29 protein-coding genes are annotated in these 23,818 nt (G+C 57.8%); 16 read left to right on the top strand and 13 right to left on the bottom strand.

All coding sequences use genetic code 11. The features are described 5' to 3' along the window. Positions 1 to 157 precede the first annotated feature (157 nt). Positions 158 to 406, bottom strand: a complete 249-nt coding sequence (locus PMI16_RS11990; RefSeq protein WP_007879814.1) for a DUF3297 family protein — start codon at positions 404 to 406, stop codon at positions 158 to 160. 62 nt (positions 407 to 468) lie between these two features. After that, on the bottom strand, positions 469 to 1,134 hold the full coding sequence (locus PMI16_RS11985; protein ID WP_007879813.1) for an RraA family protein: 666 nt from the start codon (positions 1,132 to 1,134) through the stop codon (positions 469 to 471). 526 nt (positions 1,135 to 1,660) lie between these two features. On the opposite strand from PMI16_RS11985, the gene PMI16_RS11980 reads away from it, so the two are divergent. From PMI16_RS11980 to PMI16_RS11950, 7 genes are all read left to right on the top strand, one after another. After that, positions 1,661 to 2,581 (top strand): amino acid ABC transporter substrate-binding protein, encoded by a 921-nt coding sequence (locus PMI16_RS11980; RefSeq protein ID WP_157212618.1) that lies wholly within the window; start codon positions 1,661 to 1,663, stop codon positions 2,579 to 2,581. Positions 2,582 to 2,698: 117 nt separating this feature from the next. Beyond that, positions 2,699 to 3,433, top strand: coding sequence for an amino acid ABC transporter permease (locus PMI16_RS11975; protein WP_007879811.1), 735 nt, complete (start codon positions 2,699 to 2,701; stop codon positions 3,431 to 3,433). A 7-nt stretch (positions 3,434 to 3,440) separates the two neighbouring features. After that, on the top strand, positions 3,441 to 4,127 hold the full coding sequence (locus tag PMI16_RS11970; RefSeq protein ID WP_007879810.1) for an amino acid ABC transporter permease: 687 nt from the start codon (positions 3,441 to 3,443) through the stop codon (positions 4,125 to 4,127). Between the two features lie 36 nt (positions 4,128 to 4,163). Next, positions 4,164 to 4,823, top strand: a complete 660-nt coding sequence (locus PMI16_RS11965; RefSeq protein ID WP_007879806.1) for an RraA family protein — start codon at positions 4,164 to 4,166, stop codon at positions 4,821 to 4,823. 56 nt (positions 4,824 to 4,879) lie between these two features. Then, positions 4,880 to 5,605, top strand: a complete 726-nt coding sequence (locus PMI16_RS11960) for an amino acid ABC transporter ATP-binding protein (protein WP_007879805.1) — start codon at positions 4,880 to 4,882, stop codon at positions 5,603 to 5,605. Positions 5,606 to 5,616: 11 nt separating this feature from the next. Beyond that, the gene (locus PMI16_RS11955; protein WP_007879804.1) at positions 5,617 to 6,609 is read left to right on the top strand and encodes a threonine ammonia-lyase; all 993 of its coding nucleotides are present in this window, start codon (positions 5,617 to 5,619) and stop codon (positions 6,607 to 6,609) included. After that, positions 6,606 to 7,070, top strand: a complete 465-nt coding sequence (locus tag PMI16_RS11950) for a RidA family protein (RefSeq protein ID WP_007879802.1) — start codon at positions 6,606 to 6,608, stop codon at positions 7,068 to 7,070. The genes PMI16_RS11955 and PMI16_RS11950 overlap by 4 nt, the downstream gene beginning before the upstream one ends. A gap of 43 nt (positions 7,071 to 7,113) precedes the next feature. Here the strand turns inward: PMI16_RS11950 and PMI16_RS11945 are convergent, their stop codons facing one another. After that, the gene (locus PMI16_RS11945) at positions 7,114 to 8,037 is read right to left on the bottom strand and encodes a LysR family transcriptional regulator (protein ID WP_007879800.1); all 924 of its coding nucleotides are present in this window, start codon (positions 8,035 to 8,037) and stop codon (positions 7,114 to 7,116) included. A 130-nt stretch (positions 8,038 to 8,167) separates the two neighbouring features. Here PMI16_RS11945 and PMI16_RS11940 point away from each other — a divergent pair, with 130 nt between their 5' ends. Together PMI16_RS11940 and PMI16_RS11935 are read left to right on the top strand one after the other, a co-directional pair. Further along, positions 8,168 to 8,830: an RraA family protein gene (locus PMI16_RS11940; protein ID WP_007879798.1), complete on the top strand. Its 663-nt coding sequence runs from the start codon at positions 8,168 to 8,170 to the stop codon at positions 8,828 to 8,830. Between the two features lie 175 nt (positions 8,831 to 9,005). Beyond that, positions 9,006 to 10,229, top strand: a complete 1,224-nt coding sequence (locus PMI16_RS11935) for a pyridoxal phosphate-dependent aminotransferase (RefSeq protein WP_007879797.1) — start codon at positions 9,006 to 9,008, stop codon at positions 10,227 to 10,229. A gap of 39 nt (positions 10,230 to 10,268) precedes the next feature. Here the strand turns inward: PMI16_RS11935 and PMI16_RS11930 are convergent, their stop codons facing one another. The 6 genes from PMI16_RS11930 to PMI16_RS11905 form a co-directional block, all read right to left on the bottom strand. After that, complete coding sequence (locus tag PMI16_RS11930) at positions 10,269 to 11,210, bottom strand: DMT family transporter (protein ID WP_007879795.1); 942 nt, start codon at positions 11,208 to 11,210, stop codon at positions 10,269 to 10,271. A 306-nt stretch (positions 11,211 to 11,516) separates the two neighbouring features. Continuing rightward, complete coding sequence (locus PMI16_RS11925) at positions 11,517 to 11,726, bottom strand: hypothetical protein (protein ID WP_007879792.1); 210 nt, start codon at positions 11,724 to 11,726, stop codon at positions 11,517 to 11,519. A gap of 41 nt (positions 11,727 to 11,767) precedes the next feature. After that, entirely contained in the window at positions 11,768 to 12,256 is a 489-nt protein-coding gene (locus PMI16_RS11920; protein ID WP_007879790.1) for a hypothetical protein, read from the bottom strand. 144 nt (positions 12,257 to 12,400) lie between these two features. Continuing rightward, entirely contained in the window at positions 12,401 to 12,994 is a 594-nt protein-coding gene (locus PMI16_RS11915; RefSeq protein WP_007879788.1) for a TetR/AcrR family transcriptional regulator, read from the bottom strand. A gap of 167 nt (positions 12,995 to 13,161) precedes the next feature. After that, positions 13,162 to 13,908, bottom strand: coding sequence for an SDR family oxidoreductase (locus PMI16_RS11910; RefSeq protein ID WP_007879787.1), 747 nt, complete (start codon positions 13,906 to 13,908; stop codon positions 13,162 to 13,164). Positions 13,909 to 14,039: 131 nt separating this feature from the next. Further along, a complete protein-coding gene (locus PMI16_RS11905) occupies positions 14,040 to 14,957 on the bottom strand; it encodes a helix-turn-helix domain-containing protein (RefSeq protein ID WP_007879784.1) in 918 nt (305 codons plus the stop codon). Positions 14,958 to 15,084: 127 nt separating this feature from the next. Here PMI16_RS11905 and PMI16_RS11900 point away from each other — a divergent pair, with 127 nt between their 5' ends. Further along, positions 15,085 to 15,639 carry a flavin reductase family protein gene (locus PMI16_RS11900; RefSeq protein WP_007879783.1) on the top strand — a complete coding sequence of 185 codons (555 nt, stop codon included), beginning with the start codon at positions 15,085 to 15,087 and terminating at the stop codon, positions 15,637 to 15,639. A gap of 43 nt (positions 15,640 to 15,682) precedes the next feature. On the opposite strand, the gene PMI16_RS11895 is transcribed toward PMI16_RS11900, so the two are convergent. Continuing rightward, positions 15,683 to 16,420: an SDR family oxidoreductase gene (locus PMI16_RS11895; protein WP_007879782.1), complete on the bottom strand. Its 738-nt coding sequence runs from the start codon at positions 16,418 to 16,420 to the stop codon at positions 15,683 to 15,685. Positions 16,421 to 16,538: 118 nt separating this feature from the next. Between PMI16_RS11895 and PMI16_RS11890 the strand changes: the two genes are divergently transcribed. Then, on the top strand, positions 16,539 to 17,477 hold the full coding sequence (locus PMI16_RS11890; protein WP_007879780.1) for an AraC family transcriptional regulator: 939 nt from the start codon (positions 16,539 to 16,541) through the stop codon (positions 17,475 to 17,477). 45 nt (positions 17,478 to 17,522) lie between these two features. On the opposite strand, the gene PMI16_RS11885 is transcribed toward PMI16_RS11890, so the two are convergent. Continuing rightward, on the bottom strand, positions 17,523 to 17,759 hold the full coding sequence (locus PMI16_RS11885) for an Atu4866 domain-containing protein (protein ID WP_034380189.1): 237 nt from the start codon (positions 17,757 to 17,759) through the stop codon (positions 17,523 to 17,525). A gap of 308 nt (positions 17,760 to 18,067) precedes the next feature. Between PMI16_RS11885 and PMI16_RS11880 the strand changes: the two genes are divergently transcribed. Continuing rightward, entirely contained in the window at positions 18,068 to 19,315 is a 1,248-nt protein-coding gene (locus PMI16_RS11880; RefSeq protein ID WP_034380187.1) for an MFS transporter, read from the top strand. On the opposite strand, the gene PMI16_RS11875 is transcribed toward PMI16_RS11880, so the two are convergent. Continuing rightward, complete coding sequence (locus tag PMI16_RS11875; RefSeq protein ID WP_007879776.1) at positions 19,299 to 20,222, bottom strand: LysR family transcriptional regulator; 924 nt, start codon at positions 20,220 to 20,222, stop codon at positions 19,299 to 19,301. The two genes, PMI16_RS11880 and PMI16_RS11875, sit on opposite strands and share 17 nt — an antisense overlap. Positions 20,223 to 20,370: 148 nt before the next feature. Here PMI16_RS11875 and PMI16_RS11870 point away from each other — a divergent pair, with 148 nt between their 5' ends. Further along, a complete protein-coding gene (locus PMI16_RS11870; RefSeq protein WP_007879774.1) occupies positions 20,371 to 20,793 on the top strand; it encodes a VOC family protein in 423 nt (140 codons plus the stop codon). Between the two features lie 19 nt (positions 20,794 to 20,812). Then, positions 20,813 to 21,766 (top strand): amino acid ABC transporter substrate-binding protein, encoded by a 954-nt coding sequence (locus PMI16_RS11865; protein ID WP_007879772.1) that lies wholly within the window; start codon positions 20,813 to 20,815, stop codon positions 21,764 to 21,766. 32 nt (positions 21,767 to 21,798) lie between these two features. Here the strand turns inward: PMI16_RS11865 and PMI16_RS11860 are convergent, their stop codons facing one another. Next, positions 21,799 to 22,230 (bottom strand): hypothetical protein, encoded by a 432-nt coding sequence (locus PMI16_RS11860; protein ID WP_007879770.1) that lies wholly within the window; start codon positions 22,228 to 22,230, stop codon positions 21,799 to 21,801. Between the two features lie 168 nt (positions 22,231 to 22,398). On the opposite strand from PMI16_RS11860, the gene PMI16_RS11855 reads away from it, so the two are divergent. Further along, positions 22,399 to 23,205, top strand: a complete 807-nt coding sequence (locus PMI16_RS11855; protein ID WP_237719852.1) for an energy-coupling factor ABC transporter ATP-binding protein — start codon at positions 22,399 to 22,401, stop codon at positions 23,203 to 23,205. Further along, positions 23,198 to 23,791, top strand: coding sequence for an energy-coupling factor transporter transmembrane component T family protein (locus tag PMI16_RS11850; protein ID WP_007879764.1), 594 nt, complete (start codon positions 23,198 to 23,200; stop codon positions 23,789 to 23,791). Before PMI16_RS11855 ends, PMI16_RS11850 begins: the two co-directional genes overlap by 8 nt. The last annotated feature ends 27 nt before the right edge of the window (positions 23,792 to 23,818 follow it).

Below are 23,818 nucleotides of genomic sequence, written 5' to 3'. Positions count from 1 at the left end.
TCGTCAGGCTATGGTTGTCGGGAGCGCAGACGCAGGCGCCCCATCACCCGTGAATGTCCGCAGGCAATAAAAAAGCACGGGCGCCATCGAAAAATTCAGCGCGCGTGCTCTTGCAGACAATCACGAAAGTTGAAAAAATGCCAATCAGGAACAGTCCCTAGCGATAGAAAGGCTCGACCTTGCCTTTTACTTTCAGCAGCAGGGGCTTGCCCTTGCGGTCGAGTGCCTTGCCGGCCGCGACCTTGATCCATCCCTCGCTGATGCAATACTCATCGACGTCGTTGCGTTCCTTGTCGTTGAACCGGATGCCGACATCGTGCTCAAAGATGGCGGCATTGAAGTAAGGGCTGCTCGGATCGATGGAGAGCCGGTCGGGAAATGGGGGGAGTTGTGAAGTATCGTTCATGACGACAATTATTCACTATAAGATTGCGCAAAACAATCCTTTCTTGCGCATCGTCGGGCGTATTACAGGTCAAACGGCGCCAGCACCTTCGTCAGCCATTCCTGCTCAATCTTGCCGTTGGCAATTTCCGCCTTGATTTTTTCTTCATGCGCATGGGTCTTGCGTGCCGCTTCGACGATCTTTTCCAAATCCTGCAACGGAAACGAGACGATGCCGTCTTCATCCCCCACCACCACGTCGCCGGGACTGATGACCTGACCGCCGACGGAGACCGGCACATTGATCTGCCCCGGCCCGTTCTTGTAGGGGCCGCGATGACTGACCGCCCGCGCATAGCATGGAAAATCGGCTTCAAAGAAAGCGTTGGTGTCGCGCACCGCCGCGTCGATGACAAAACCTGCACAACCGCGCTGCTGCGCATACAACATGATCAGTTCGCCGACCAACGCATTGGTCGGATGACCGGCGCCGTCGACGACCAGTACATGGCCAGGTTTCAGCAGCGTCAGCGCCTTGTAGATGAGCAGATTGTCGCCGGGGCGGACCTTCACCGTGAAGGCGGTGCCGAGCAGCTTCTTCGAGCGGTGGATGCGCTGCAGTCCGCAAATGCCGGACATGCGTTGAAGGTTGTCGCTCAGATGCGAAACGACGATTTGTTCCAGATCGGCCAGTTGCGCCTTGGAAGCAACCGGCGCCCAGGGATTGATAAAGAATGCGGAATTATTCATCAGTGTCGATAGCGTAAAAAAAGAAATGTCTTGTTTGCGGCGTTAGCCAGAGCATCGGAGACGGCCCCGGTATTCAACCCGGCCAGACGCGTCGGCAGAAGATGGGACGGCGTGAACGTTCCTCCAGATACCTGGCAATTACTTTGCCCTTGCCGGCGCCATACGTAAATTCGTATTCCACTAAGCCATTCATATGACGAGCCTATGGATGCATACGACCGCAGCATTTTCTCGCGGTGTTTTTCGCTGCATGGCGCGATGGAGGGAGACAGAGAAAACACTAAGATGCGCGTTTCCGAAAGCGGACCGCGAGACCGGCAAAAGGGCCGTGCAAGCAAGGCCATCCTGGTGCGGCGCACTAAAACAAGACGTCGGACGCACGATCGAGGTGATAGGTTTTATGTATATAAGACATACAAAAATGAGAATTTACATATACGTCGCGAACTTCGATATTGCACATCTGGATCATCTCCATGTGGAGAAGATCGATAACACGTCATCGCCATCTCACAAGGGGATTCAAATGATTACCAAGTCTACTTCATCACTGGTGTTGCTTCTCCCCACCTGTATTGCAACTGTCGCTCCGCTGCAGGCTCACGCCGTGCAAAAAGGGACCTTGGACAAGATCGCGGCATCGAGGACCATCACGCTGGGCGTACGTGATTCTTCGCCGCCGTTTTCCTATCTGGACGACAAGCAGTCGTACATCGGCTACTCCATTGACCTGTGCATGAAAGTCGTGTCGGCGGTTCAAAAGCAACTCGGCGCGAGCAGTTTGTCGGTGAAGATGCAGCCGGTCACCTCATCGACGCGCATCCCCTTGCTGGCCAACGGCACCATCGATCTCGAATGCGGCTCGACGACCAACAACGAAGATCGGCAAAAGCAGGTTTCCTTCGCGCCCACCACCTTCGTGACGTCCAACCGCTTGCTGTCGAAGAAAACCGCCAACATCAAGACGCTGGCAGACCTGAAAGGAAAAACATTGGTCGCCACCGCCGGCACGACCAATATCAAGCAAGTGACACAGCTCAATGCCGACAAATCTCTGGGCATCAACATCCTTGCTTCCAAGGACATCGGCGAAGGCTTCCTGATGGTGGAAACCGGCCGCGCCGTCGCCTATTCGCTGGACGACGTGGTGCTCGCCGCATTGGCGGCCAATTCCAAGTCGCCCGACGACTACCGCATCAGTGCCGAAGCGATGTCCTTCGAGCCCTACGGCATCGTCTTGCGCAAGGATGATCCGGAGTTCAAGAAAGCCGTCGACGCCGCCATCACTGCGGTCTTTCGCTCAGGCGAAATCAACCGGATCTATGCCAAGTGGTTCCAGGCGGCGATTCCGCCAAAGGGCATCAACATGAACTGGCCGATGACGCCTCAGCTGCAAAAGGCAATTGCCCATCCGACCGATTCGGCCGACCCCGAAGTCTACAAATAAAGCGCCTGTCATCTCTTCAGGTTCTTTGCAACGCGACGACATGTCGCACAAGAAATAAGAAAGGCGACCGGAATCTGTACCGACGCGTAGGCGACGGCACGGATGCCGGCATGAGCTATGAATTACAACTGGAATTGGCACATTCTCCTGGAGCAGGCCCCCGATGGAACAGGGTCTTACTTGCACAGCTTATTCATCGGCTTGTTGTGGACGCTGTCCATCGCGCTATTGGCGTGGCTCATCGCACTGGTGCTGGGCACCTTCATCGGCGTTATCCGCACGCATCCCAACAAAGCATTGATGGCGGCAGGCAATGCCTACGCGGAGCTGTTCCGCAATATCCCGCTGATCGTCCAGATGTTCCTGTGGTATTTCGTCGTGCCGGAATTTCTGCCTGTCGACCTGGGCGACTGGATCAAGGCGCTGCCCAACAATGCCTTTTACACGGCGGTGATCTGCCTGGGATTTTTCACCTCGGCGCGCGTGGCGGTGCAGTTGTCGGCGGGCATCAATTCGCTCTCGCGCGGTCAACGCATGGCCGGCCTGGCGTTGGGCATGACGCAAGGCCAGACCTATCGCCACGTTCTCCTGCCGATGGCGTTCCGCATCGTGGTCCCGCCGCTCACCAGCGAATTTCTCGGCGTGATCAAGAACAGCGCCGTGGCATTGACGATCGGCGTGATGGAGCTGACCGCGCAGACGCGGTCCATGCAGGAGTTCACGTTCCAGGTGTTCGAGGCATTCACCGTTGCAACGGTGCTGTACATCATCGTCAACGTGATCGTGGTGAACCTGATGCGCAAGCTGGAAAACCGGATGGCGGTTCCCGGCTACATCTCAAGCGCAAAGTGAGCGAATCATGAATTTCGATTTCGACGTTATCCAACGCTCCTGGGTGTATCTGTTTCAGGTCGGCATGGTGTTCACCATCAAACTCACCCTGCTTTCCCTGATCGGCGCGACGCTGCTCGGCACGCTGTTGGCGCTCATGAAACTGTCCACCAATCGCGTCGTCAGCAAACTGGCGACAGAATATGTCAACCTGGTGCGATCGATTCCCCTGGTGCTGGTCATCTTCTGGTTTTACTTTCTGGTTCCCTATCTGGGCGCCTGGGTCATCGGCTCCTCCGAGCCGGTCCAGGTGGGCGCTTTCACTTCATCGCTGGTGACCTTCGTGTTGTTCGAAGCGGCCTACTTCTGCGAAATCGTCCGCGCGGGCATTCAATCGATTCCGCGCGGCCAGATGGGAGCGGCCTACGCCCTGGGAATGACTTACTGGCAATCAATGGGAAGCATCGTGCTGCCCCAGGCCTTCCGCATGATGATCCCGGTCTTGCTGACGCAGACGATCATCCTTTTTCAGGATGTATCCCTGGTCTACGTGCTTTCCATCACGGATTTCGTCGGCGCGGCATCCAAGGTCGCGCAACGGGACGGACGGCTGGTCGAAATGTATCTGTTCGTCGCCGTCGTCTATTTCGTCATCAGCTTCTCGCTGTCCGTCCTGGTCAAACGATTGAACCGCCGTCTGGCTTTTGTACGCTGAAAACATGCCGCCAATTTTTATCACGAGGAAACAAAAATGAACGACGAAAAATTGCTCGAACGCCTCTCGGCTCTCGACTCCAACACCATCTCCGACGCCTTGGATTTCCTGGGTCTTCCCGGCGCCACCTACGGCATTCGCCCGCTGTGGAACTGCCCGAAGATCGTCGGCAAAGCCAGCACGATCCAGGTCGCCCCCAAAGAGGGCAAGACGCCGACGGTACACATGCTCACGCCGGTGATTGCCGAAGTGACGGCAGATGACCGGGTGCTGGTGATTGCCGGCGGCCTGGAAGGTATTTCGTGCTGGGGCGACATTGTCGCCAACGCGGCAAAAATGAAGAAGATCCGCGGCACCGTGATCGACGGCATGAGCCGCGACATCGACGGCAGCGAGGCGATAGACTACCCGGTGTTCGGTCGCGGCGTCACCATGATCAGCGCGCGCAACCGCCTCATCCAGACCGGCTCGGGCGAAGCGATCACCTTTGCCGGCGTGGTTGTCAACGAGGACGATCTGGTCATCGCCGATCGTTGCGGCACGGTATTCGTTCCTGCTGCCAAGGCGGAAGAAATCATCGAGCTTGCAGAGAAGATCAATACGCGCCAGGAAGCCATGGTCAAGGCTGTGCGCAACGGCCGCTCCGTTGCGGAAGTGATGCACGACAAGGAATTTGACCAGATTTATAAGAAATAAACGGGGATGACGAAAAACATGTCAGAGGTGAACAAAGCAGCCCAAAGGTGTACGGAATGATCGATATTGTCAACGTGAGCAAGTGGTACGGAGATTTCCGGGTATTGGACTCTTGCACAACGCAGGCGAAGAAAGGCGATGTCGTCGTTGTGTGCGGTCCGTCAGGATCGGGAAAGTCGACGTTGATCAAAACAATCAACGGTCTGGAATCGTTTCAACAGGGGGAGATTCGTGTCGACGGCATGCGGCTCCATCGTCTGCACACCAGCCTGGAGAAAATTCGCGCCCGCATCGGCATGGTGTTCCAGAACTTTGAGTTGTTTCCGCATCTGACCGTCTTCGAGAATATTCTTCTTGGTCAGATCAAGGTCCTGGGACGCAGCGTGGAAGAAGCCGGTGACAAGGCGACGACCTATCTGGCGCGTGTCGGCATGGCGGCGCATCGGGATAAATTCCCGGGGCAGCTTTCCGGCGGCCAGCAACAGCGCATCGCCATCGCCCGGGCGCTGGCCATGGATCCGATCGCCATGCTGTTCGACGAGCCGACCTCCGCCCTTGATCCGGAAATGGTCAACGAAGTGCTCGAAGTGATGATCTCATTGGCGCAGGAAGGAATGACCATGATGGTCGTCACGCACGAAATGGGTTTTGCGAAACGCGTCGCCAGCCGGGTGATCTTTATGGATGAAGGTGCAATCATCGACGATTGCACCAAGGATGAATTTTTCGGCAGCAGGCGTTCAAGCCGGTCTCAGGATTTTCTAGCGAAGATAATTCATTAAGAAGGTATTTAATGGCAGATAAATCGTTCTCCTTGCAGCATATTCTCGAAGCAGCACAGCGAATTTCTCCCTATATTGTGCGAACACCCGTACTCAATTCACCGCAACTGGACGAGATGGCCGGCTGCAAGGTTTTTGTCAAGACAGAGGGATTGCAGAAGACGGGCTCGTTCAAAATTCGAGGTGCGTTGAATAAATTACTCTCACTTAGCGTCGCCGAACGTGAAAAAGGGGTGATAACGTATTCAGCAGGAAACCACGCGCAAGGTGTTGCCGCTGGAGCGAGGATTCTCAATTGCCCATCCGTGGTGGTAATGCCTAACACTGCGCCAAAAATAAAAATAGAAAATACCCGTTGGTGGGGAGCCGAGGTCGTACTCTTTGATCCATATCGCCAGACACGAGAGGAGATTGCTGAGCAGATCATGCAGGAACGAAGAATGACTTTCATTTCTCCGTTTGACGATTATTACGTCATGGCGGGTCAAGGAACGGCCGGTCTCGAGTTATGTGAGCAGATGGAGGCTATGGATGTGACTCCCCACGTTCTCCTTGTCAACTGTAGTGGAGGAGGCTTATCTTCAGGAGCGATTACTGCTGTTCGTAGTCGCCATCCAGAGGTCGACTGCTATGTAGTGGAGCCGAAAGGTGGCGAAAAAATGGCATGGTCGCTACTGAGTGGAAAACCGGAGCGAGTCCCCGCACCTCTGAAGACAATCATGGACGGAGTAGCAGGACCAGTCGCGGGGCAACGTACTCTTGACGTGCTTCTCAAACAACAAGTGAAGGCGCTTAGCGTGAACGACTACGAAGCCGCGCAAGGATTGAAAGCAGCATTTTCCATGCTCAAGATCGTAGTGGAGCCAGGTGCTGCAGTCAGCTTGGCCGCTATTCTCGCCAAAAAAGCTGATTTCTCGGGAAAGAACGTCGCATTGATAAGTTCAGGGGCCAATGTCGATGCATCAGTTTTTGCTTCGATACTGATAGATAAGGAATACATATGAGTCCTGAACAACGCCTTCATCAATTGGGGTGGGCTTTGCCAATAATGCAGCCTGCAAATGGTACGTATATGCATTATCGAATAGAAGGATCCGTCCTTTATCTGGCTGGTCATGGGCCACGTATTGATGAGAAGGCCTATCTAACCGGGCGTATAGAGTGTGATGAAGACATCGAACGTGGCTATGCCGGTGCGCGGTTGACGGGATTAAATATTCTGGCCACCGCCAAAGAAGCGTTAGGAGAACTGAGTCGCATTGATGCGGTTATTCGGGTCTTCGGCATGGTGAATGCATCCGCTGAATTTACCAGACATTTTAACGTCATTGACGGCTGCTCCGATCTCTTCGTAGAAGTCTTAGGGAATAAGGGACGTCACGTAAGAACTGCAGTGGGAATGAGCTCTCTTCCTCATGGAATGAGCGTTGAGATAGAGGTGTTCTTCAAGATACGACCGGCATGATCGATTAAAGTAATTCCAGGGACGGCGCCGACGAATTGCGAGCTCAAATCGGCTCCGCCGCTCCCTTTTTTGTCGACTTCATTGCAGTAAGAACGGTGATGAATTGTTCGATGAAGGGATTATTGCGCGACGTGTCCCAAGCCATCGCCGTTGTCACGACGTTGACCAATTCCTTCAGCGGACGAACGACTACGTTTTCGGGAGCAAGCTTCTTCATTAATGCAGGCACCAATGCGATACCTTGGCCGCAACCTACAAAAGCGATCTGGGACGATACCGTCCTCACTTCATGCAATACCCTCGGAGAAAAACCGCTTGCCCGGCATGCGCTGATCAGGCAGTCAAAATATACCGGACTGAGTTCACGTGAAAACATCACGAAATCATCAGCCGCCAACGATGAAAGCCTGATCCGGGTTGCAGAAGCAAACCGATGTGTCTTAGGCATGGCCACTGCCAATCTGTCTTCCGCCAAAGGAACAGACTTGATGGTCGGTCCCAGATCCCCTTCCAGGCGCGCAAACGCGATGTCAATGTCCCCTGACATAAGCATAGGGACTGCGCTTACGCTATCAATTTCTTTTACCGCGATTGTCATCTCTGGCCGCTCCACCCGGAACTTGTCGAGGACTGGCGGCAGATTATTCAGCAAGGCAAAACTGATCGCGCCGATCGTGAGTGTGCCCGTTTGTCCTGCTGCCGCTTCCGCGACCGCGAACTCGAGGCTCTTCATCTGCTCGACAAATTTTTTCACGGAAGGAAAAATCGCCGCTCCTGCAGGGGTGAGTTGCGCGCCTCTGCGCGAGCGATCGAACAGCTTGATCTTGAGCGCCTGTTCCAGCACCTGGATGTTCTCGGTCAGCGGCGGCTGCGACATGCCGAGCCGGCGAGCGGCGCGGCTGAAACTCTGTTCTTCGGCGACCGCGAGGAACATCCACAGATGCCGGAGGAGTCGGAAATTGATCATGATTTTCTATAGGAATTTCTTAATGAAGCATTAAAAGAATAAGAATTTACATATAGCTGCTTAGCTCCGATAGTAACCACATTGCGCTGATTTAGCGAGATGCCGATTCAAGTTTTTAATGGAGATAAACATGAAGCAAGAGGACAAGAAACTGGTCGCGTTGTTCGAAGATCTGGACACGCCGGGCGTGTCGGATGCAATGGATAAATTGGGATTGCCGGGCCAATGCCTCGGCATCATGCCCCTGGACAATTACACGACGCCCGTCGTCGGTCCGGCCTTTACCGTGCGCTATGTTTCGGCCAGCGTGCCGCCGGGCAGCGTCGGCGATTTCATCGATGACGTGGCGGAAGGCGACATCATCGTCATCGACAACGACGGCCGCGCGGACTGCACGGTGTGGGGCGACATCATGTCCCAGTACGCGTCGATCCGAAAGATCGCCGGCACCGTGATCGACGGCGTATGCCGCGACGTCAATCGCGCCTTGTCGGACCGGTATCCGATGTTCACGCGCGGGCGCTTCATGCGCACCGGCAAGGACCGCGTCCAGGTCGATACCGTCAATACGCCGGTTTCCATCGGCACGGTCCGCGTCGTGGCACGCGACATCGTCGTCGCCGATGCAAACGGCGTAGTCGTGGTGCCGCGCGCACGCGCACAGGAAGTTGCCGAGCTGGCCCACAAGATCGAAACCAGCGAATCGGCGATCCGCCGGCATATTGCGGAAGGCAAGACGCTGGGAGAGGCGCGCGCCCTGCTCGGTTACCACACCTTGCAGCGCAAGGCGTAGCCGGTATTGCATTTCATGTCCAAACCCATCCTGGATCGCCTGGCCTCCGTCGACACGAACTCGGTTTCCGATGCGCCGGATATCCTTGGCCCGGCCGACAAAGTCGCCGCTTCCCCCTGAGACCCGCTCTCCGCCGGGCGCGGCCAAATTAATACTCTTGGAGAGAAGCATCAACATGTCAAACGCCAAACCAGCCATCGAACGGCTCAACAAAAACCTCGCCGGCGCAAAACCGTCTGCCACCTACAAAATGATGGATCGCGTGGCGGTGCGACGCGCCGCCGGCGCCGCCATCATTTCGCTCAATGCCGGCGAACCGGACTTTGCCACTCCCCCGCATATTTGCGAAGCCGCGATCATGGGAATTCGCACCGGCCATACCCGCTATACACAGGTGGCAGGCACGCGCGAATTGCGCGAAGCCGTCGCCGGAAAATTCCGCAACGAGAACGGACTGAACGTCACCTGGCAAGACACCATCGTCGGTACGGGAGGCAAGCAAGTGTTGTTCAATGCGCTTGCGGCAACCCTCAACGAAGGCGATGAAGTCATCATTCCCGCGCCATACTGGGTCAGCTATCCGGAGATGGTGCAGCTGTCCGGAGGCAAATCCGTCATCGTCGATTGCCCGGAAAGCGACGGCTTCAAGCTGACGGCGGCAGCCCTGGAAAAGGCCATCACGCCGTCGACCAGATGGCTGCTCATCAACTCCCCCTCCAATCCGACCGGCGCGGTCTATACCGAGAGCGAGCTGCAGGCGCTGGCGCAGGTGTTGCTGAAACATGAACACGTCCTCATCCTGGCCGATGACATTTATGAACACCTGATCTTTGATGCCGCCAGGTTCCATACGCTGGCGCAGGTGGAACCCGCGCTGCAAAGCCGGACCCTGACGATGAACGGCGTCTCGAAAGCCTTTGCCATGACGGGCTGGCGCATCGGATTTGCCGCCGGTCCGCGTTGGCTGATCGATGCGATGACCAAGCTGCAAGGGCAACAGACTTCCGGCGCGAGTTCCGTGTCGCAGTTTGCCGCAGCAGCAGCCTTGTCGGGGCCGCGCGACGTATTGGAAGGCATGCGCAACACCTTCGAACAGCGCCGCGATTTGCTGGTGACATTGCTCAACGAGATCCCGGGACTGAGTTGTCCGGTGCCGGGCGGCGCCTTTTATGTGTTCGCTTCGTGCAAGGAATTGATCGGCAAGCGGACGCCGGCCGGCATGCTCATCGGGACCGATGAAGACTTCTCCATCGCTCTGCTGGAAGAGGCCAACGTCGCCGTGATGCCGGGAAGCGCATTCGGACTCGGCCCCTACGTACGCATCGCCTATGCCCTGCATGAAACCTCGCTCAAGGCGGCATGCGAAGCCATGAAGGGTTTTTGTTCGTCCCTCCGCTAGTGCACTTGTTTGGCGGGCGCGGTCGTCAAGCGGCGCCCCTCAGGATATCCCGGGGCTACGGCGCCACGACAGGCGCGGCAATGCCGGAATCAGCAAGCCCAGGCAGATCAGCGCCACGCCCATCAACAAATCGGCGGACAGCGCTTCGCCGAAGATGAGCGACGACAGCGTGATGCCGACAACCGGCACGCCCAGCATGCATACCGACACCGTCACCGGCGACAGGCGCTGCGTCATTTGCAGCACGATCAGGAAGGTCATCGCCGTCGCCAGCGGACCGGTGTAGGCGATCACATACCAGGAATGCGATTCGGCCAGGAAGGTCGGCGCGCCGTCGACGGCCAGCGCCAGCATGGTCAGCGGCACCGCCGCCACCAACGTCTGCCAGGGCAGCAAGTCGAAGTCGAGTTTCACGCCCTTGGTCGATTTGATCTGCAAGATATTGATGGCCCACGACAGCGAGGCCGCGCCCAGCATCAGATAGCCGATCATGCCGTGCAGGTCGGCGTGCAGCAACGCCGGCAACACCACGATGGCCATGCCGACATAGCTGAAGACGGTCGCCAGTTGCTGCTGCCCGCTGAGACGCTGCTTGAGCACCAGCGCGGCGCCCGGCACCACCCAGATGGAAGTGGCGTAAGCAATCAGCGAAGCCCGGCCCGGCATCACGAAATGCAGCGCGCCGGTAACCAGCGCCGTGAACAAACCCATCTGCAAAATACCGACACCTAGCACTACCGGCCATTCTTCACGGCGCGGCAGGCGCAGTTTGCCGATGGCGGCGGCGATGACAAAGCTCAGCAAGGCCGCGGAAACGAAACGGCTGGCGGCGAACCATAGCGGCGGGATGTATTGGCTGCCGAATTTCATCACCGGCCAGTTGCCGCCCCAGATGCAGATCGCCAGCACGACGCACGACAGGAACGGGCCGCTGATGGTTTTTGTTTGTTTTAAATCGGCGAGCGGACGACTGGGCGACATGAGAATTCCAGGTGAGAGAAGCAGGACGGAAGCACGCGCTTGCCGGCCCCCGCGGCATCACCCGGAATGGGTTCCCTACGGTGGAGGATTCTTGCTGCAGCGCTTCCAATTTGATGAATATAGTAGCGATTCAGCTGCAGATAGTGCTGCCGTATTGATGGAATCTAGGCACTTTAAAAGCATAAATATCTTTATATTTTAATTTTTCTTATCAAATATGCTTTAGAAAATTTATAACTCAAAATAAGCAGAGTTTTCAAGCAATCCGGATCGAGTTCTTTTGCAACGCGACATCAAGACCGCATATCAGGATTCAGTATCCGCGGCGGCGGACAAAACCCGGGAGAAATCCCCGCCCCCGGTCCGCGGTTCTTTCGCCCGCCGCTCGGCAGCAGATACCTCGGAGGTGATCCGCCACAGCTCCAGATGGCGATAATAGGTGGAGCCGCTGTCCACCCGCCTCACGGCGCCGACGGGATCGACAGGACGAACGGGGTTGACCGGGTTGCGCGCCATGCTCTTTCTCCTTGAAAACCATCAACGCCAAACAATTTGCCTCAGACCGCTGCGGCTTTGCCTTTCCTGCGCAAATACAGGATCTGTATGCTCAGTCCGACAACCAGCATGACGACGAGGCTTGCCTGAAATCCGAGCAGCAGCGGCGATTTCATATCGGTGACGAAGGGGTGTCCATCCGGCACGCGACGCAAGGTTTCGGTGACGGTCGGCACCATCAGCAGGAACGTGGTCATGGTCAGGAAGACTGTTTCCGCATAGGCCGCCACACCACCTCCCTTCGAAATTTTCCCCACGCCGTAACCCGCAAGAAGAAAGACCAGCGTCGCCACGGCGATGCCATAACTGACCGGTTGATGGGCCACCAGGAAAACACTGAGGGCGCCGATCAGCATCGAAACGAAATAGATGCCGCCGGCTCCTGAACGCGGCACGATCCGTCCGTAGCGCGCAAACATATACACAGCCGCCGGAATGGCAGGAAGACTGCCTAGCGTGTGAACCCAGCCGAGGGGAGAAATTCCAAACATGGTGCGATCCTTTATCAAAAAATGAAATATTCAAGGAAAGCGTCCACCCTGTTCCGGAAGAGCCATCCTTGCACTGAAACCATCAAAAACTACCTACTAATCGGTAGACAAAATGGCCGAACGTTGCAACAGTCATCCATCGCATCAGTCCCGGCGAACGACGCGCGCCAGGACCGGATTGACGATGGCGGCGAACATCCCGGCATCCCCAAAGGCGCGTGCCGAGAGCATGGCGCCGTGGACGGCCGCCATGAATATGTCCGCCTCCACCGCGGCCGGCTCGGTCAGTTGCAGGCGGCCTTGTTTTGCGCCGCGTGCGAAGACGGCGGCCAGCCAGGTCGACAGCACCCGGAAATGCGCTTTTACTTCCAACGCGATTTCTTCGGGAAGAATCGGCATTTCGCTCGCCAGCAAGGCGCAGACGCAGAAGGAAGAGGACGCGTCGGCGATACAGGTTTCCCAATACCCGGCATAGGCGCGGAGTTGCTCAAGCGGGTCCGAAATGCCCTGTTCCAGATTGGCGATCCCGGCCTGCATCTCCTCGCGATACCGCGCCACCAGCGTGCGCACGAGAATGGCTTTGCTCGGGAAATGATGGTGAATGCTGGCGTTGCGGATACCGATGACCTTCGCTATGTCGGCATAGCTGAAGCCGTTGTAGCCGCCGGCGACGATCAGCGATTGCGCGCATCGCAAGATGCTGTCGGCGGTGTTGGATGTATTGGATGCATCGTTCATGTGCGAAGCCTACCTTTTAGTAGGTAGATCGTCAAGCACTAATTCAGCTTCCTTCCGGCATGACGATGACGGACCCGATGAAGTCCGTCATCGTCGCTATTGATTGGAATGCATTTCATCAGTAGCTGCGAGATGCGCTCCGGATACGCCCGGAAGGAGCATCCGGCTTACCACGGCTGATTGGTCGGCATGATGAAGAGTTCGGCCAGATCGACGTGGTTCGGCGCCTGGAGCGCGAACACGATCGAGTCTGCGATATCTTCAGATTTCAGGAACGTCATCTGCTCTTTGAGTTGTTCCATCTGCCGGCGATAGTTTGCGTCGGAGATGTGCTCGAACAGCTCGCTTTCCACGGCGCCGGGCTGCACGCTGGTGACGCGGATGTTGTACTTCGGCGCGACCTCCATGCGCAGGATGTCGGAGAACGCGGCAACGGCGTGCTTGGTCGCACAATATACGCCCAGACCGGGAAAGGTCTTGCGCCCGGCGATCGAGGAAGTGTTGATGATGTGTCCCGATTTCTTTTCCTGCATGGTCGGCAAGACCGCAGCCACCGTGTTGAGCAAGCCCTTCAGGTTGACATCGACCATCCGGTGCCACTCGTTGACTTTCAGGCTGGAGATGTCGGAAATCGGCATCAGTCCGGCGTTGTTAAACGCGATGTCAATCGTACCGTATTGCTGCAGCAGCTTCTGCACGCCCCGGTCGACCGAGGCCTGGTCCGTCACGTCCATCTCGATCGCAACAGCGTCGCCGCCAGCCGCGTTGATTTCGTCGGCCAGCGATTGCAAGCGATCCAGACGACGTGCCGCGAGACCGACCTTGACGCCGTAAAATGCCAGTTTCTTGGCCGTGGCGGCGCCGATACCGCTCGATGCGCCGGTGACAAGAGCGACTTTGCCTTTGAGTTCCATGATGTTTCCTTTCGATGGTGGATAAAGAGGATGCTTCAGCAGGTTTGCTTGAAGCACGGACTCATGATGCAATTTGCATCGTCCACCGTCGCTCGGGTCTTTGCGGAACCTGTCGCCATTTTGCTATCGGGTCAGGCTTTCTCGTTCATGACGCGATATTCGCCTGGCGCCAGCCCGGTTTCCTTGCGAAATACCTGAGAAAAATGACTTGGGCTGGAGTAGCCGACCACCATGCCGATATCGATGATCGAATGATCGCTTTCACGTAGAAGACGTTTCGCCTGTTCGATGCGCAAGCGAATGAAATACCGTGACGGCGACATGCCTGTCGCTTGTTTGAACACGCGACTGAAGTGGAATTCACTGAGGTCTGCCAAATCGGCCAACCGACCGAGATTGAACGCATCCGACAAATCGGCCTTCATCATGTCGAACACGCGATGCAGCTTGTATGCCGGCAAGCCGCCTCTCAATGTTTTCTGAGACGGCGCCACCTTTTCGTAGGTGCGCACCAGATGGACGGCGAGTGCTTGCGCCAAGCCTTGAATGGCGCTGCTGCTGACGGATCGCTGCGTCTCCAGTTCTCGCTGGATGAACCGCAGCAGAGCCGATAGCAATTCGTCCCTCTCTCCCGACACTTCGCGTAACGCAAAATCGGAGAGCGCTTTGTTCCCGACCTCCCTGACGATGCGTTTCAATAACAGCAAACCTATATAAATGTGCATTACCTTGAACGGCTGCATGTTGCCGGCCTGCCAGCGCAACTCGGTAGGTTCGGATGCAGTCGTCAGAAAAAAATCGCCGGCTTTGACGCTGTTGGCGAGCCATGCCCCTCCCAATGGACGCTCCTCGACTACCGCCTCGCCGGAAAGTATCCAGACGATCAATGGTTCCGGGACGGCTGGAATGATGAGGCTGTCCTGTTTGGCGCTGCGCGACAATATTTGCACGAATACATCTTCGGATGACTGCGCCCGGTGTTCTCGCAGCAGCTCGCCGGGGATGTGTTCTTCGAGTGCCTCTGCGGAGGTGCGCGTCCGGGATGTCATAACGAACCTTTGAAAGGAGTGTTTTCAGCAGCAAAACTGCGATAGCAGTAGCAAGCCACCGAACGAAATTGCTGGCCAAGCGGGGCAATATGAACATGTCGCCATCCATATCAAGCAAGGAGAAATCATGTTCAAGACCATACCGCCCTCCAAGGCCTACCGTTTGCTCGAATCCGGTCCGGTAGTATTGGTTTCCACCACCGCCGTCCATGGCGGCAATCTCATGACCATGGGATTCCACATGATGCTGCAGCATGATCCGGCATTGATTGCATGCGTCATCGGACCTTGGGATTTCAGCTACCACGCACTGCAAAAAACAGGCGAATGCGTCATCGCGCTGCCGACCATCGATCTGGCTGACAAAATCGTCGGCATCGGCAATTGCTCAGGCCAGGATGTGGACAAGTTTAAACAATTCCGCCTTACGGCAATACCTGGAGAAACGGTGCAAGCCCCGCTGGTCGCCGAGTGCATTGCCAATCTGGAATGCCGTGTCGTCGACAAGACCCTGACTGGTCGCTATCACTTGTTCATACTGGAAGTAAGCAAGATCTGGATCGATGAAGACCGGGCCGAACGTCGACTGATTCATCATGCCGGTGACGGTGTGTTTATCGCTGATGGCGAAACGATCGACCTGGGAAGCCAAATGACTCGCTGGCGCTACCTCATGGATTAAGCGAGGCGGCGCCGGCGAAGTCAGCTGTTGCAGACCAGGACGCTTAGAACATGCTCGCCGTCGGACGAACGATAATTTCACTAACGTCCACGTCGGCGGGCTGTTCGATGGCGAAATGAATCGCGCGGGCAATCGCCTCCGGCTTGATCGATATCTGGCGAAAGCTGCGCATTTCTTCGCGCCCCGCTGCGTCGGAAATCGATTCGGCCAGCTCGGACTCGACCACGCCGGGCGAGACCACGGTTACCCGAATGTCGGCGCCGACTTCCTGGCGCAGTCCCTCCGAGATGGCTGCAACGGCAAATTTTGTCGCGCAATAAACGGCAGCCGTCGGGCTCACGGTATAAGCACCGATCGACGCCATGTTGATAATTTGTCCGCTGCGTTGTTGCTGCATCAGTGGCAGCGCAGCGGCAATGCCGTGCAGGACGCCGCGAATATTGACGTCGATCATCTGATTCCATTCGCCGATCTTCAGTGCCTCAAGTTTCGACAGTGGCATCACCCCCGCATTGTTGATCAACACATCGACGCGACCAAAGCGGGCATGTGCAAAATCGACAAACTCTTTCACGCTTGCTGCGTTGGTAACATCCAGCGCAAAGACAGCGACGGAACCACCTTCCGCCTCAATGGCCGCCGCCAGGACTTGCAGCCTGTCGGTGCGGCGCGCGCCAAGCACCACATGCATGCCGTGTCTGGCCAGATGCAGCGCCGTGGCCTCGCCGATGCCGCTGCTGGCGCCCGTGATCAGGACAACTTTTTTCGCGAGAGTATTCATTTGTTTCTCCTATCGGGTTGAACTTCAGTGACGCCAGTATGCGGCGTCCACCCACGGAGAAAAATATCGGATAATATTTGACCATTGCCTATTCCTCCAATTCGGCTCTCGCAAAGACATGACCGACCTTAAAGTACGTCAGGCCCGTATGATCGCTTTATTGGAAAAGCTTGCGCCGTTTGAGGGTTACACCCTGTCTGCGCTGGACGGCGTGAAGTTCATGCGTGCGGATCGAGCGATTCCACGGACTCCCGTTCTGTACGAACCGTGCATCGTGATCGTTTGCCAAGGCCGAAAAAAGGGCTACCTGGGAGACGAGTTTTACACCTACGACCCCAACCATTACCTCGTGCTTTCCGTCCCTCTGCCGTTCGAATCGGAAACGGAGGCGAGCACGCAAGAGCCCATGCTGGCGGTTTCGCTGCGCATAGACCTAAAACTGGCAGCCGAACTCACGCTGGAACTGGAACGGTCACGCAGCGCGACGCCGAGCATTCCATCAGGCATTTATTCGACGCCGCTCAGCGAAGACATGAGTGACGCACTTTTACGCTTGCTGCAAGCGTTGCTGGCGCCGCAGGATGCCATGATTCTGGGGCCGGCCATCGTCAGGGAATTGCTGTATCGGGTACTCACCGGCCCACAAGGCGGCGCCATACGGGCATCGCTGACCCAGCAAAGTCATTTCGGAAAAATCGGCAAGGCGCTACGCCGCATTCATGCGAACTACCAGGAACAAATAGATGTTGCGACGCTGGCGAAAGAGGCCGGGATGAGCGTAGCTGCGTTTCATTCAAACTTTAAAGCGGTAACGCTGACTTCTCCGATCCAATATCTGAAGACAACGCGATTGCACAAGGCGCGCCTGCTGATGGTGCAGGACGGCGTGAGTGCAGCCACGGCATCCAACCTGGTCGGCTACGAAAGCAGTTCGCAGTTCAGCCGGGAATTCAAGCGTTTTTTTGGACGTACCCCGATTCAGGAGGCGTCAATGATGAAGAGCGCTTTGATGCTGATGTCTGCCGAAGACTTGTCAAATGCTGCGACCATGCAATGATCGCGGCTGGTGAAACTGTTTGTCCGGGGGCCCGGTGCGGATGGACTATTCACGATACAGGACCATGCCTGCGTGATAGAGAATACCGTCGCGAAAATCGCCGTCGGCCGTGAAACCGGTATCGTCGACATAGTCAATATGATCGCCGCTGATCAGGTATTGCCCCTGGTAGGCGCTGTTTTTCTTCCCCCGGGCCTCGTCATAACGCCCGCCGGCCAGCAGCTCATGGCGGATGTAGCCGTCTGCGGTGACCCACATTCCCACGTATTTATTCATCGACATTTGAAGCCTCCATAGTGAATTCGGATGGGCTTAGTGTAAATATATCCTGCGTGGCGACGAATACCGATTAGTCGCAACTCATTGCCTGTTCCTCTATTTTCAGAAACGCGGGGTCAGGTTTGATCCCTGTACTCGGGCAAGGCGCATACGCATTGCAGACCATCCCGAGGCCGCTTCATTCGGCGCTGCCGCCAGGATATTTCCAGGAAACTTCGCGCTATTTTTCAGGCCGGATACAATATCCCGCGCTCTGATACGTCTTCATGGCTATCCCCGCCCTCCGCGCTTGTCCGCCCAAGAAAGAAAACATGACTACCGCCACCGCAGCTCCTCCGTCTCAGTTCTCCCGTTACCAGAAATTCGTCGTCGGCATGTTGGCATTCCTGCAATTCGCCGTGATCCTCGATTTCATGCTGATGTCGCCGCTGGGCGCCGTGATCATGCCGGCCATGAAGATTGCGCCCAGCCAGTTCGGCCTGGTGGTGTCCGCCTATGCGTTCAGCGCCGGCATCTCGGGCTTGCTCACCGCCGGCTTTGCCGACCGCTTCGACCGCAAGCGCCTCCTGCTGTTCTTTTATGCCGGCTTCATTATCGGCACGCTGTGGTGCGGACTGGCGCAAAGCTTCGAAAGCCTGCTGGCCGCGCGCATCGCCACCGGCTTGTTCGGCGGCGTGATCGGTTCCATCGTGCTGGCCATTTCGACGGACCTGTTCCCGCTGAGCATGCGCGGCCGCGTGATGGGCATGATCCAGACCGCCTTCGCCGCCAGCCAGGTGCTGGGCATCCCGATCGGCTTGTACCTGTCCAATCGCTGGAACTGGCATGTCCCTTTCCTGGCGATGGCCGGCTTGGGCGCCGTCGGCGGCCTGGTCGTGATGTGGAAGATGCAACCCGTTGCCGAACACCTGAAGATGCCGAGCGAGCACAGCGCGTGGATGCATTTGTTCCACACCGTGACCGAGTCGCGTTATCTGATGGCGTTTGCCACGACTGCCTTGCTGATGACCGGCGGCTTCATGCTGATGCCGTTCAGCAGCGCCTACCTGGTGGCGAACCTGGGCATCGACCTGCACCATCTGCCGTCGGTATATCTGATCACCGGCCTGTTCACGATCTTCATCGGCCCGACGATCGGCAAGGCGGCGGACAAGGTCGGCAAATTCCGCGTGTTCATGTTCGGCACCGGGCTGTCGATCGTGATGGTGCTGATCTATACCCACCTGGGCCGCGTCACGCTGCCGGTGGTGATCCTGGTCAACGTCGTGTTGTTCGTGGGGATTTTCTCGCGCATGATTCCGTTCCAGGCGCTGGTGTCGTCGGTGCCGGCGGCCAATCAGCGCGGTTCGTTCAATGCGATCAGCGCGTCCATCCAGCAATTGTCGGGCGGCCTGGCGTCCGTCGTGGCGGGCCATATCGTCGCCATCGGCAGCGACGGCCAGTTGCAGAATTTCGACGTCGTCGGCTATGTCGTCGTCGGCACGTCGCTGGTGGCATTGGCGCTGGTGTGGCGCCTGAACCGCGGCATCCAGCGCCGGGCGGCTACCGCTGCCCCTTGAGGATATCCGACTTGAACTGCACGGCGCTGCTCTGCTCTTTGGCCAGCGCCGCCGTTGCTATGCATTCCAGCAGCGTCGCCACGGCGATGCCGGGCGTCGGCGCGACACGCTGCAAGACGCCTATCTCTCTGAAAAATCCTGCCCCGCCCAGAGGCAGAACGCGCAACTTCCTGATCGACGCGCCGGCGGCCAGATCGTAAGGAATGATCGCCACGCCCAGGCCTTTCCTCACCATTTCCATGATCACCATAGGCTCGTCCAGTTCCATCGTGTCGTTCACCTGCAGGCGCGTGCGCTTGAGGTAGCGATCGACCAGTTGCCCGCCATAGGAGCGGCGGCTGTAACGCAGGAAAGGATGCGCCGCCAGCAAGGCCTTGACCGATGTCTCGCGCGCCGACGACGGTGCGATGGCGACATAGGTTTCACGCAGCATGGCGGTCCACTTCAAACCCTTGGTCATCTTCAGGTTGGGACGAATCATGACCGCCAGCGACAAGTCGTTGCTGTCGATTTGCGACATCAGCTGGACCGACGTCCCCGGCACGACGTTGACTTCGACCAGCGGCAATTTCTTGCGAAAATCGGCCAGCGCCACCGGCAGCAAACCCAACTGAACGGTGGAAATGGCGCCGATGTCGATCTTGCCGCGCGTGGCGGCGACCTCGGTCTGCCCCTTCATCGATTCAAACAGCCGGACGATCTCTTCCGAGGTACGCAGCAACTGCTTGCCGTGATCGCTGATGGCGACTGATTTGCCCACGCGGATGAAGAGCTCGCAATTCAATTCCTCCTCCAGCCGCTTGATCTGCATGCTGACTGCGGACTGCGTCAGGCCGAGCCGGGCCCCGGCGGTCGAGAACGACCCGAGCTGCGCGGCGGCGATGAAAGTCTTCAGGTAGCGGATCATGCTTATGAAAAATTTGAATTAGAAGGATCAAAATTGATGATTTTACATCACGAATTTACGTATATAGACTGCATTGGGTCCCTCCGGCCTTGCAACGCAAACGCCGGCCTCCCCATCATTCGCCACTATTCAGGAAAGAGGCTTCAAAATGACATCGACATCGCTATTTCACCTGGCTTTTCCAGTCAAGGACATCGCCGAAGCACGCGCTTTCTACGGCGACCTGCTCGGCTGCCCGGAAGGCCGCAGTTCCGAAAAATGGGTGGATTTCAATTTTTACGGCCATCAACTGGTGGCGCATCTGGCGCCGGAAGAAACCGGTTTCAGCGTCAGCAATTCGGTGGACGATCATGACGTCCCCTCCCGCCATTTCGGCGCGATCCTGTCCCTGCCCGAATGGGAAGCCCTGGCCGCCCGACTGAAGGCGGCCGGCATCAAGTTCATCATCGAACCGTATATCCGCTTCAAGGGCGAGGTCGGCGAACAGGCCACGATGTTCTTCCTCGATCCGTCCGGCAACGCATTGGAATTCAAATCGTTCGCCAACATGGATTACATCTTCGCGAAGTAAGCGAAACCAAGGGGGAAAAATGAAAAAGCTCTTACTGGCGCTCTGCCTCGTCGGCGCCCAGGCCGTGCAATCCGGCCATGCGGCGCAAGGCGATGAACTGAACGGCACACTCAAGAAGGTCAAGGAAAAAGGCGCCATCGTGCTGGGCGTGCGCGATTCGACCAAGCCGTTCTCTTACCTGAACGACAAGCAGGACTACGAAGGCTATGCGGTCGACTTGTGCCTTTCCATCGCCAAGACCATCCAGCGCAAGCTGGGCATGTCGCAACTGACGATCGTCATGGTGCCGGTCACCTCTTCCAGCCGCATCCCGCTGATCCAGAACGGCACGGTCGACATCGAGTGCGGCAACACCACCAACACGGCCGAGCGCCAAAACGTGGTGGAGTTTTCTCCGACCTATTACGTCAGCGGCTCGCGCCTGTTGAGCAAGCGCAGCAGCAACATCCAGGCGCTGGCCGACCTGCGCGGCAAGAAGCTCGCCATCAACGGCGGCACGACGCACATCAAGATGGTCAGCACGCTCAACGATGAACAAAAACTCGGCATCGACATCGTCGCGTCGCGCGATACCGCCGAGGGAATGCTGTTGGTGGAAACGGGGCGCGTCGCGGCCTTCATGAACGACGACATCGTATTGGCGTCCCTGGCCGGCGGCAGCAAAATCAGCAATGAGCTGGTGGTCGGCAAGGATGCGCTCTCGGTCGAACCGTTCGGACTGATCTATCGCAAGAACGATCCGGCCTTCAAGCAAGTGGTCGACGGCAGCGTCGCCACCATCTTCAAGTCCGGAGACATCAACAAGATCTATGCGAAATGGTTCCAGTCGCCCGCACTGCCGCATGGACAAAACCTGAACTGGCCGATGAGTCCGGAAACCCGGGCCGCCATCGCCAAGGTCAGCAACTCGCCCAACCCCGCGGACTATGCGCCGTTGCCGAAGGAGCAGCTGTCCCTGGTCAAGAAGAAATAGCGCTCACATCAGGGCCTGTTTGACAGCTGCCGCTACAACTTGCCGGCGGCAACCTCGGCATCGATGGCCTGCTGTGCGACGACCACGGCATGTTCTTCGGCTTCCGCCGAGCTGTTGCCCCGGAAGCCGTCGCACGAGGCGCGGCGAAACGGCACCGGATTGTCGTTGCGATGCAATTGATAGCTGCCGACCCAGGAGCCGTCGCGTTGCTCCAGGCTGCTGGCGCGGATGAAGTAGCCCTGATGTTCCACCGCATCGCCGTCGAGCATGGCGTCGATCAGCGCGCGTGCAAAGGCGGCGCCGGCAGCCTGCGCAGCGCCGACGGTGGCGAATGGCGCGCCCTTGATGTTGGAGTAAGTGTCGCCGCCGATGTGCACCGCGCAGGCGATGCCGCCTTTTTCCGAGTGAATGCTATCGAGCACGGTGATGTGTTTGCCGCGATAGTCCAATCCGTACTGCGCCATGTACCCGCCTGAAAAAATAAGAATGAGGCCATCGTAGCATAGGGGACGGCAGCACCATGCAGGCGCTCCGGGCACGCGCCATCCATTTCCCGGAAGCAACCCTTGCCGGAAGCGGCGACGAGCTGTCATATAATGGCGACCCTACGGCGGAAACAGGCCGACCATCATATGAACCAAAACACAATGTCCCCGACCGGCGTGCAGCCGTATCCTGCGCACGGCATCAGACTGGATTCGGTCACGCTCAAACGCGGCGACCGGATGGTCTTCGAACAATTGACGCTGCACCTGACGCAATCGCGCATCGGCCTGATCGGCGACAACGGCGCCGGCAAGAGCAGCCTGTTCCGCCTCATCTGCGGACTGGACCAGCCGCAGGCGGGCAGCGTCGTCGTGCACGGCTGCGACATTGCCAACGCCAGGGATCGCCGCGCGCTGCCGCGCCAGGTCGGATTGATGTTCCAGAATCCGGACGACCAGATCATCTTTCCTACCGTGGCCGAAGAACTGGCGTTCAGCCTGAGCGCGGCAGGCGCCGGCAAGCAAGAGGCGCGCGAACGGGCGCTGGCTTTCCTGGCCGAGCGCGGCCGCGCCGACTGGGGCCCGCGCGCCATCGGCGAACTGAGCCAGGGCCAGCGCCAGCAAGTCTGCCTGATGGCCTTGCAGATCACGCATCCGGCGACGCTGCTGCTGGACGAACCGTATTCCAGCCTCGACATGCCGAGCCAGTTGCGGCTGTCGGCGCAGATCCGCGCCACCGACCAGCAGATCATCCTCTCCACGCATCTGCTGGAACACGTACACGACTTCGAGCGGGTCGTGTGGCTGGCCGACGGCGTCGTGCGCGGCGACGGTCCGGGACGCGAAATATGCGCGGCGTATGCGCAGGACGTGCGCGAACGCAGCCTCGCCGAAACGCTCGTCAAAGATGACGCGCCGCATCAACAGAAACAGGAACAGGTCGCCAATGCGTAGCCTGTATTCCACACGGCGCACCTGGCTCCACGGCGTGCCGGCCTGGATCAAGCTGGCAACGCTGTCCGCCGGCGGCACCGCATTGATGCTGACCGGCGCGCTGGCGCAGCTCGCCGTTGCGGCGGCGATCGTGCTGGCGCTGCTGCTCTCGCTCGGCCCGGCCGGCTGGCGACAATGGCGCATGCTGCGCGGACTGCTGATCGCCTGTACATTGATTGCCGGATTCCACTGGCTGGCCGGCGATCCGGCGGTCGGCGTGGTCAGCGCCTTGCGCATCATGGCGGCCTCGATGCTGGCGCTGATGCTGACCATCACGACGCGCTTCGACGATCTGCTTGCGGTGCTGGAAACGATACTGTCGCCGTTGCGCCGCGTCGGCGTGCCGGTGGAGCGCATTGCGCTGGGCATCGGCCTGACGCTGCGTTTCGCTGAAAATTTTTATGCGCAATGGCAGCGCCTGGACGACGCCCATCGCGCCCGCACCGGCCGCAGCGGCGGCTTGCGCCTGCTGGCGCCGCTGGCGATCCGCGCGCTGCAGACGGCCGAACGCGTGGCCGATGCGCTGGCCGCCCGCCTCGGCGGCTGAACCTTTTTTCCTTAGATGAGTGACTCC

The organism is Herbaspirillum sp. CF444, from assembly GCF_000282135.1.
Lineage (GTDB): Bacteria > Pseudomonadota > Gammaproteobacteria > Burkholderiales > Burkholderiaceae_D > Herbaspirillum.
This window is presented reverse-complemented; position numbering and strand designations above follow the sequence as displayed.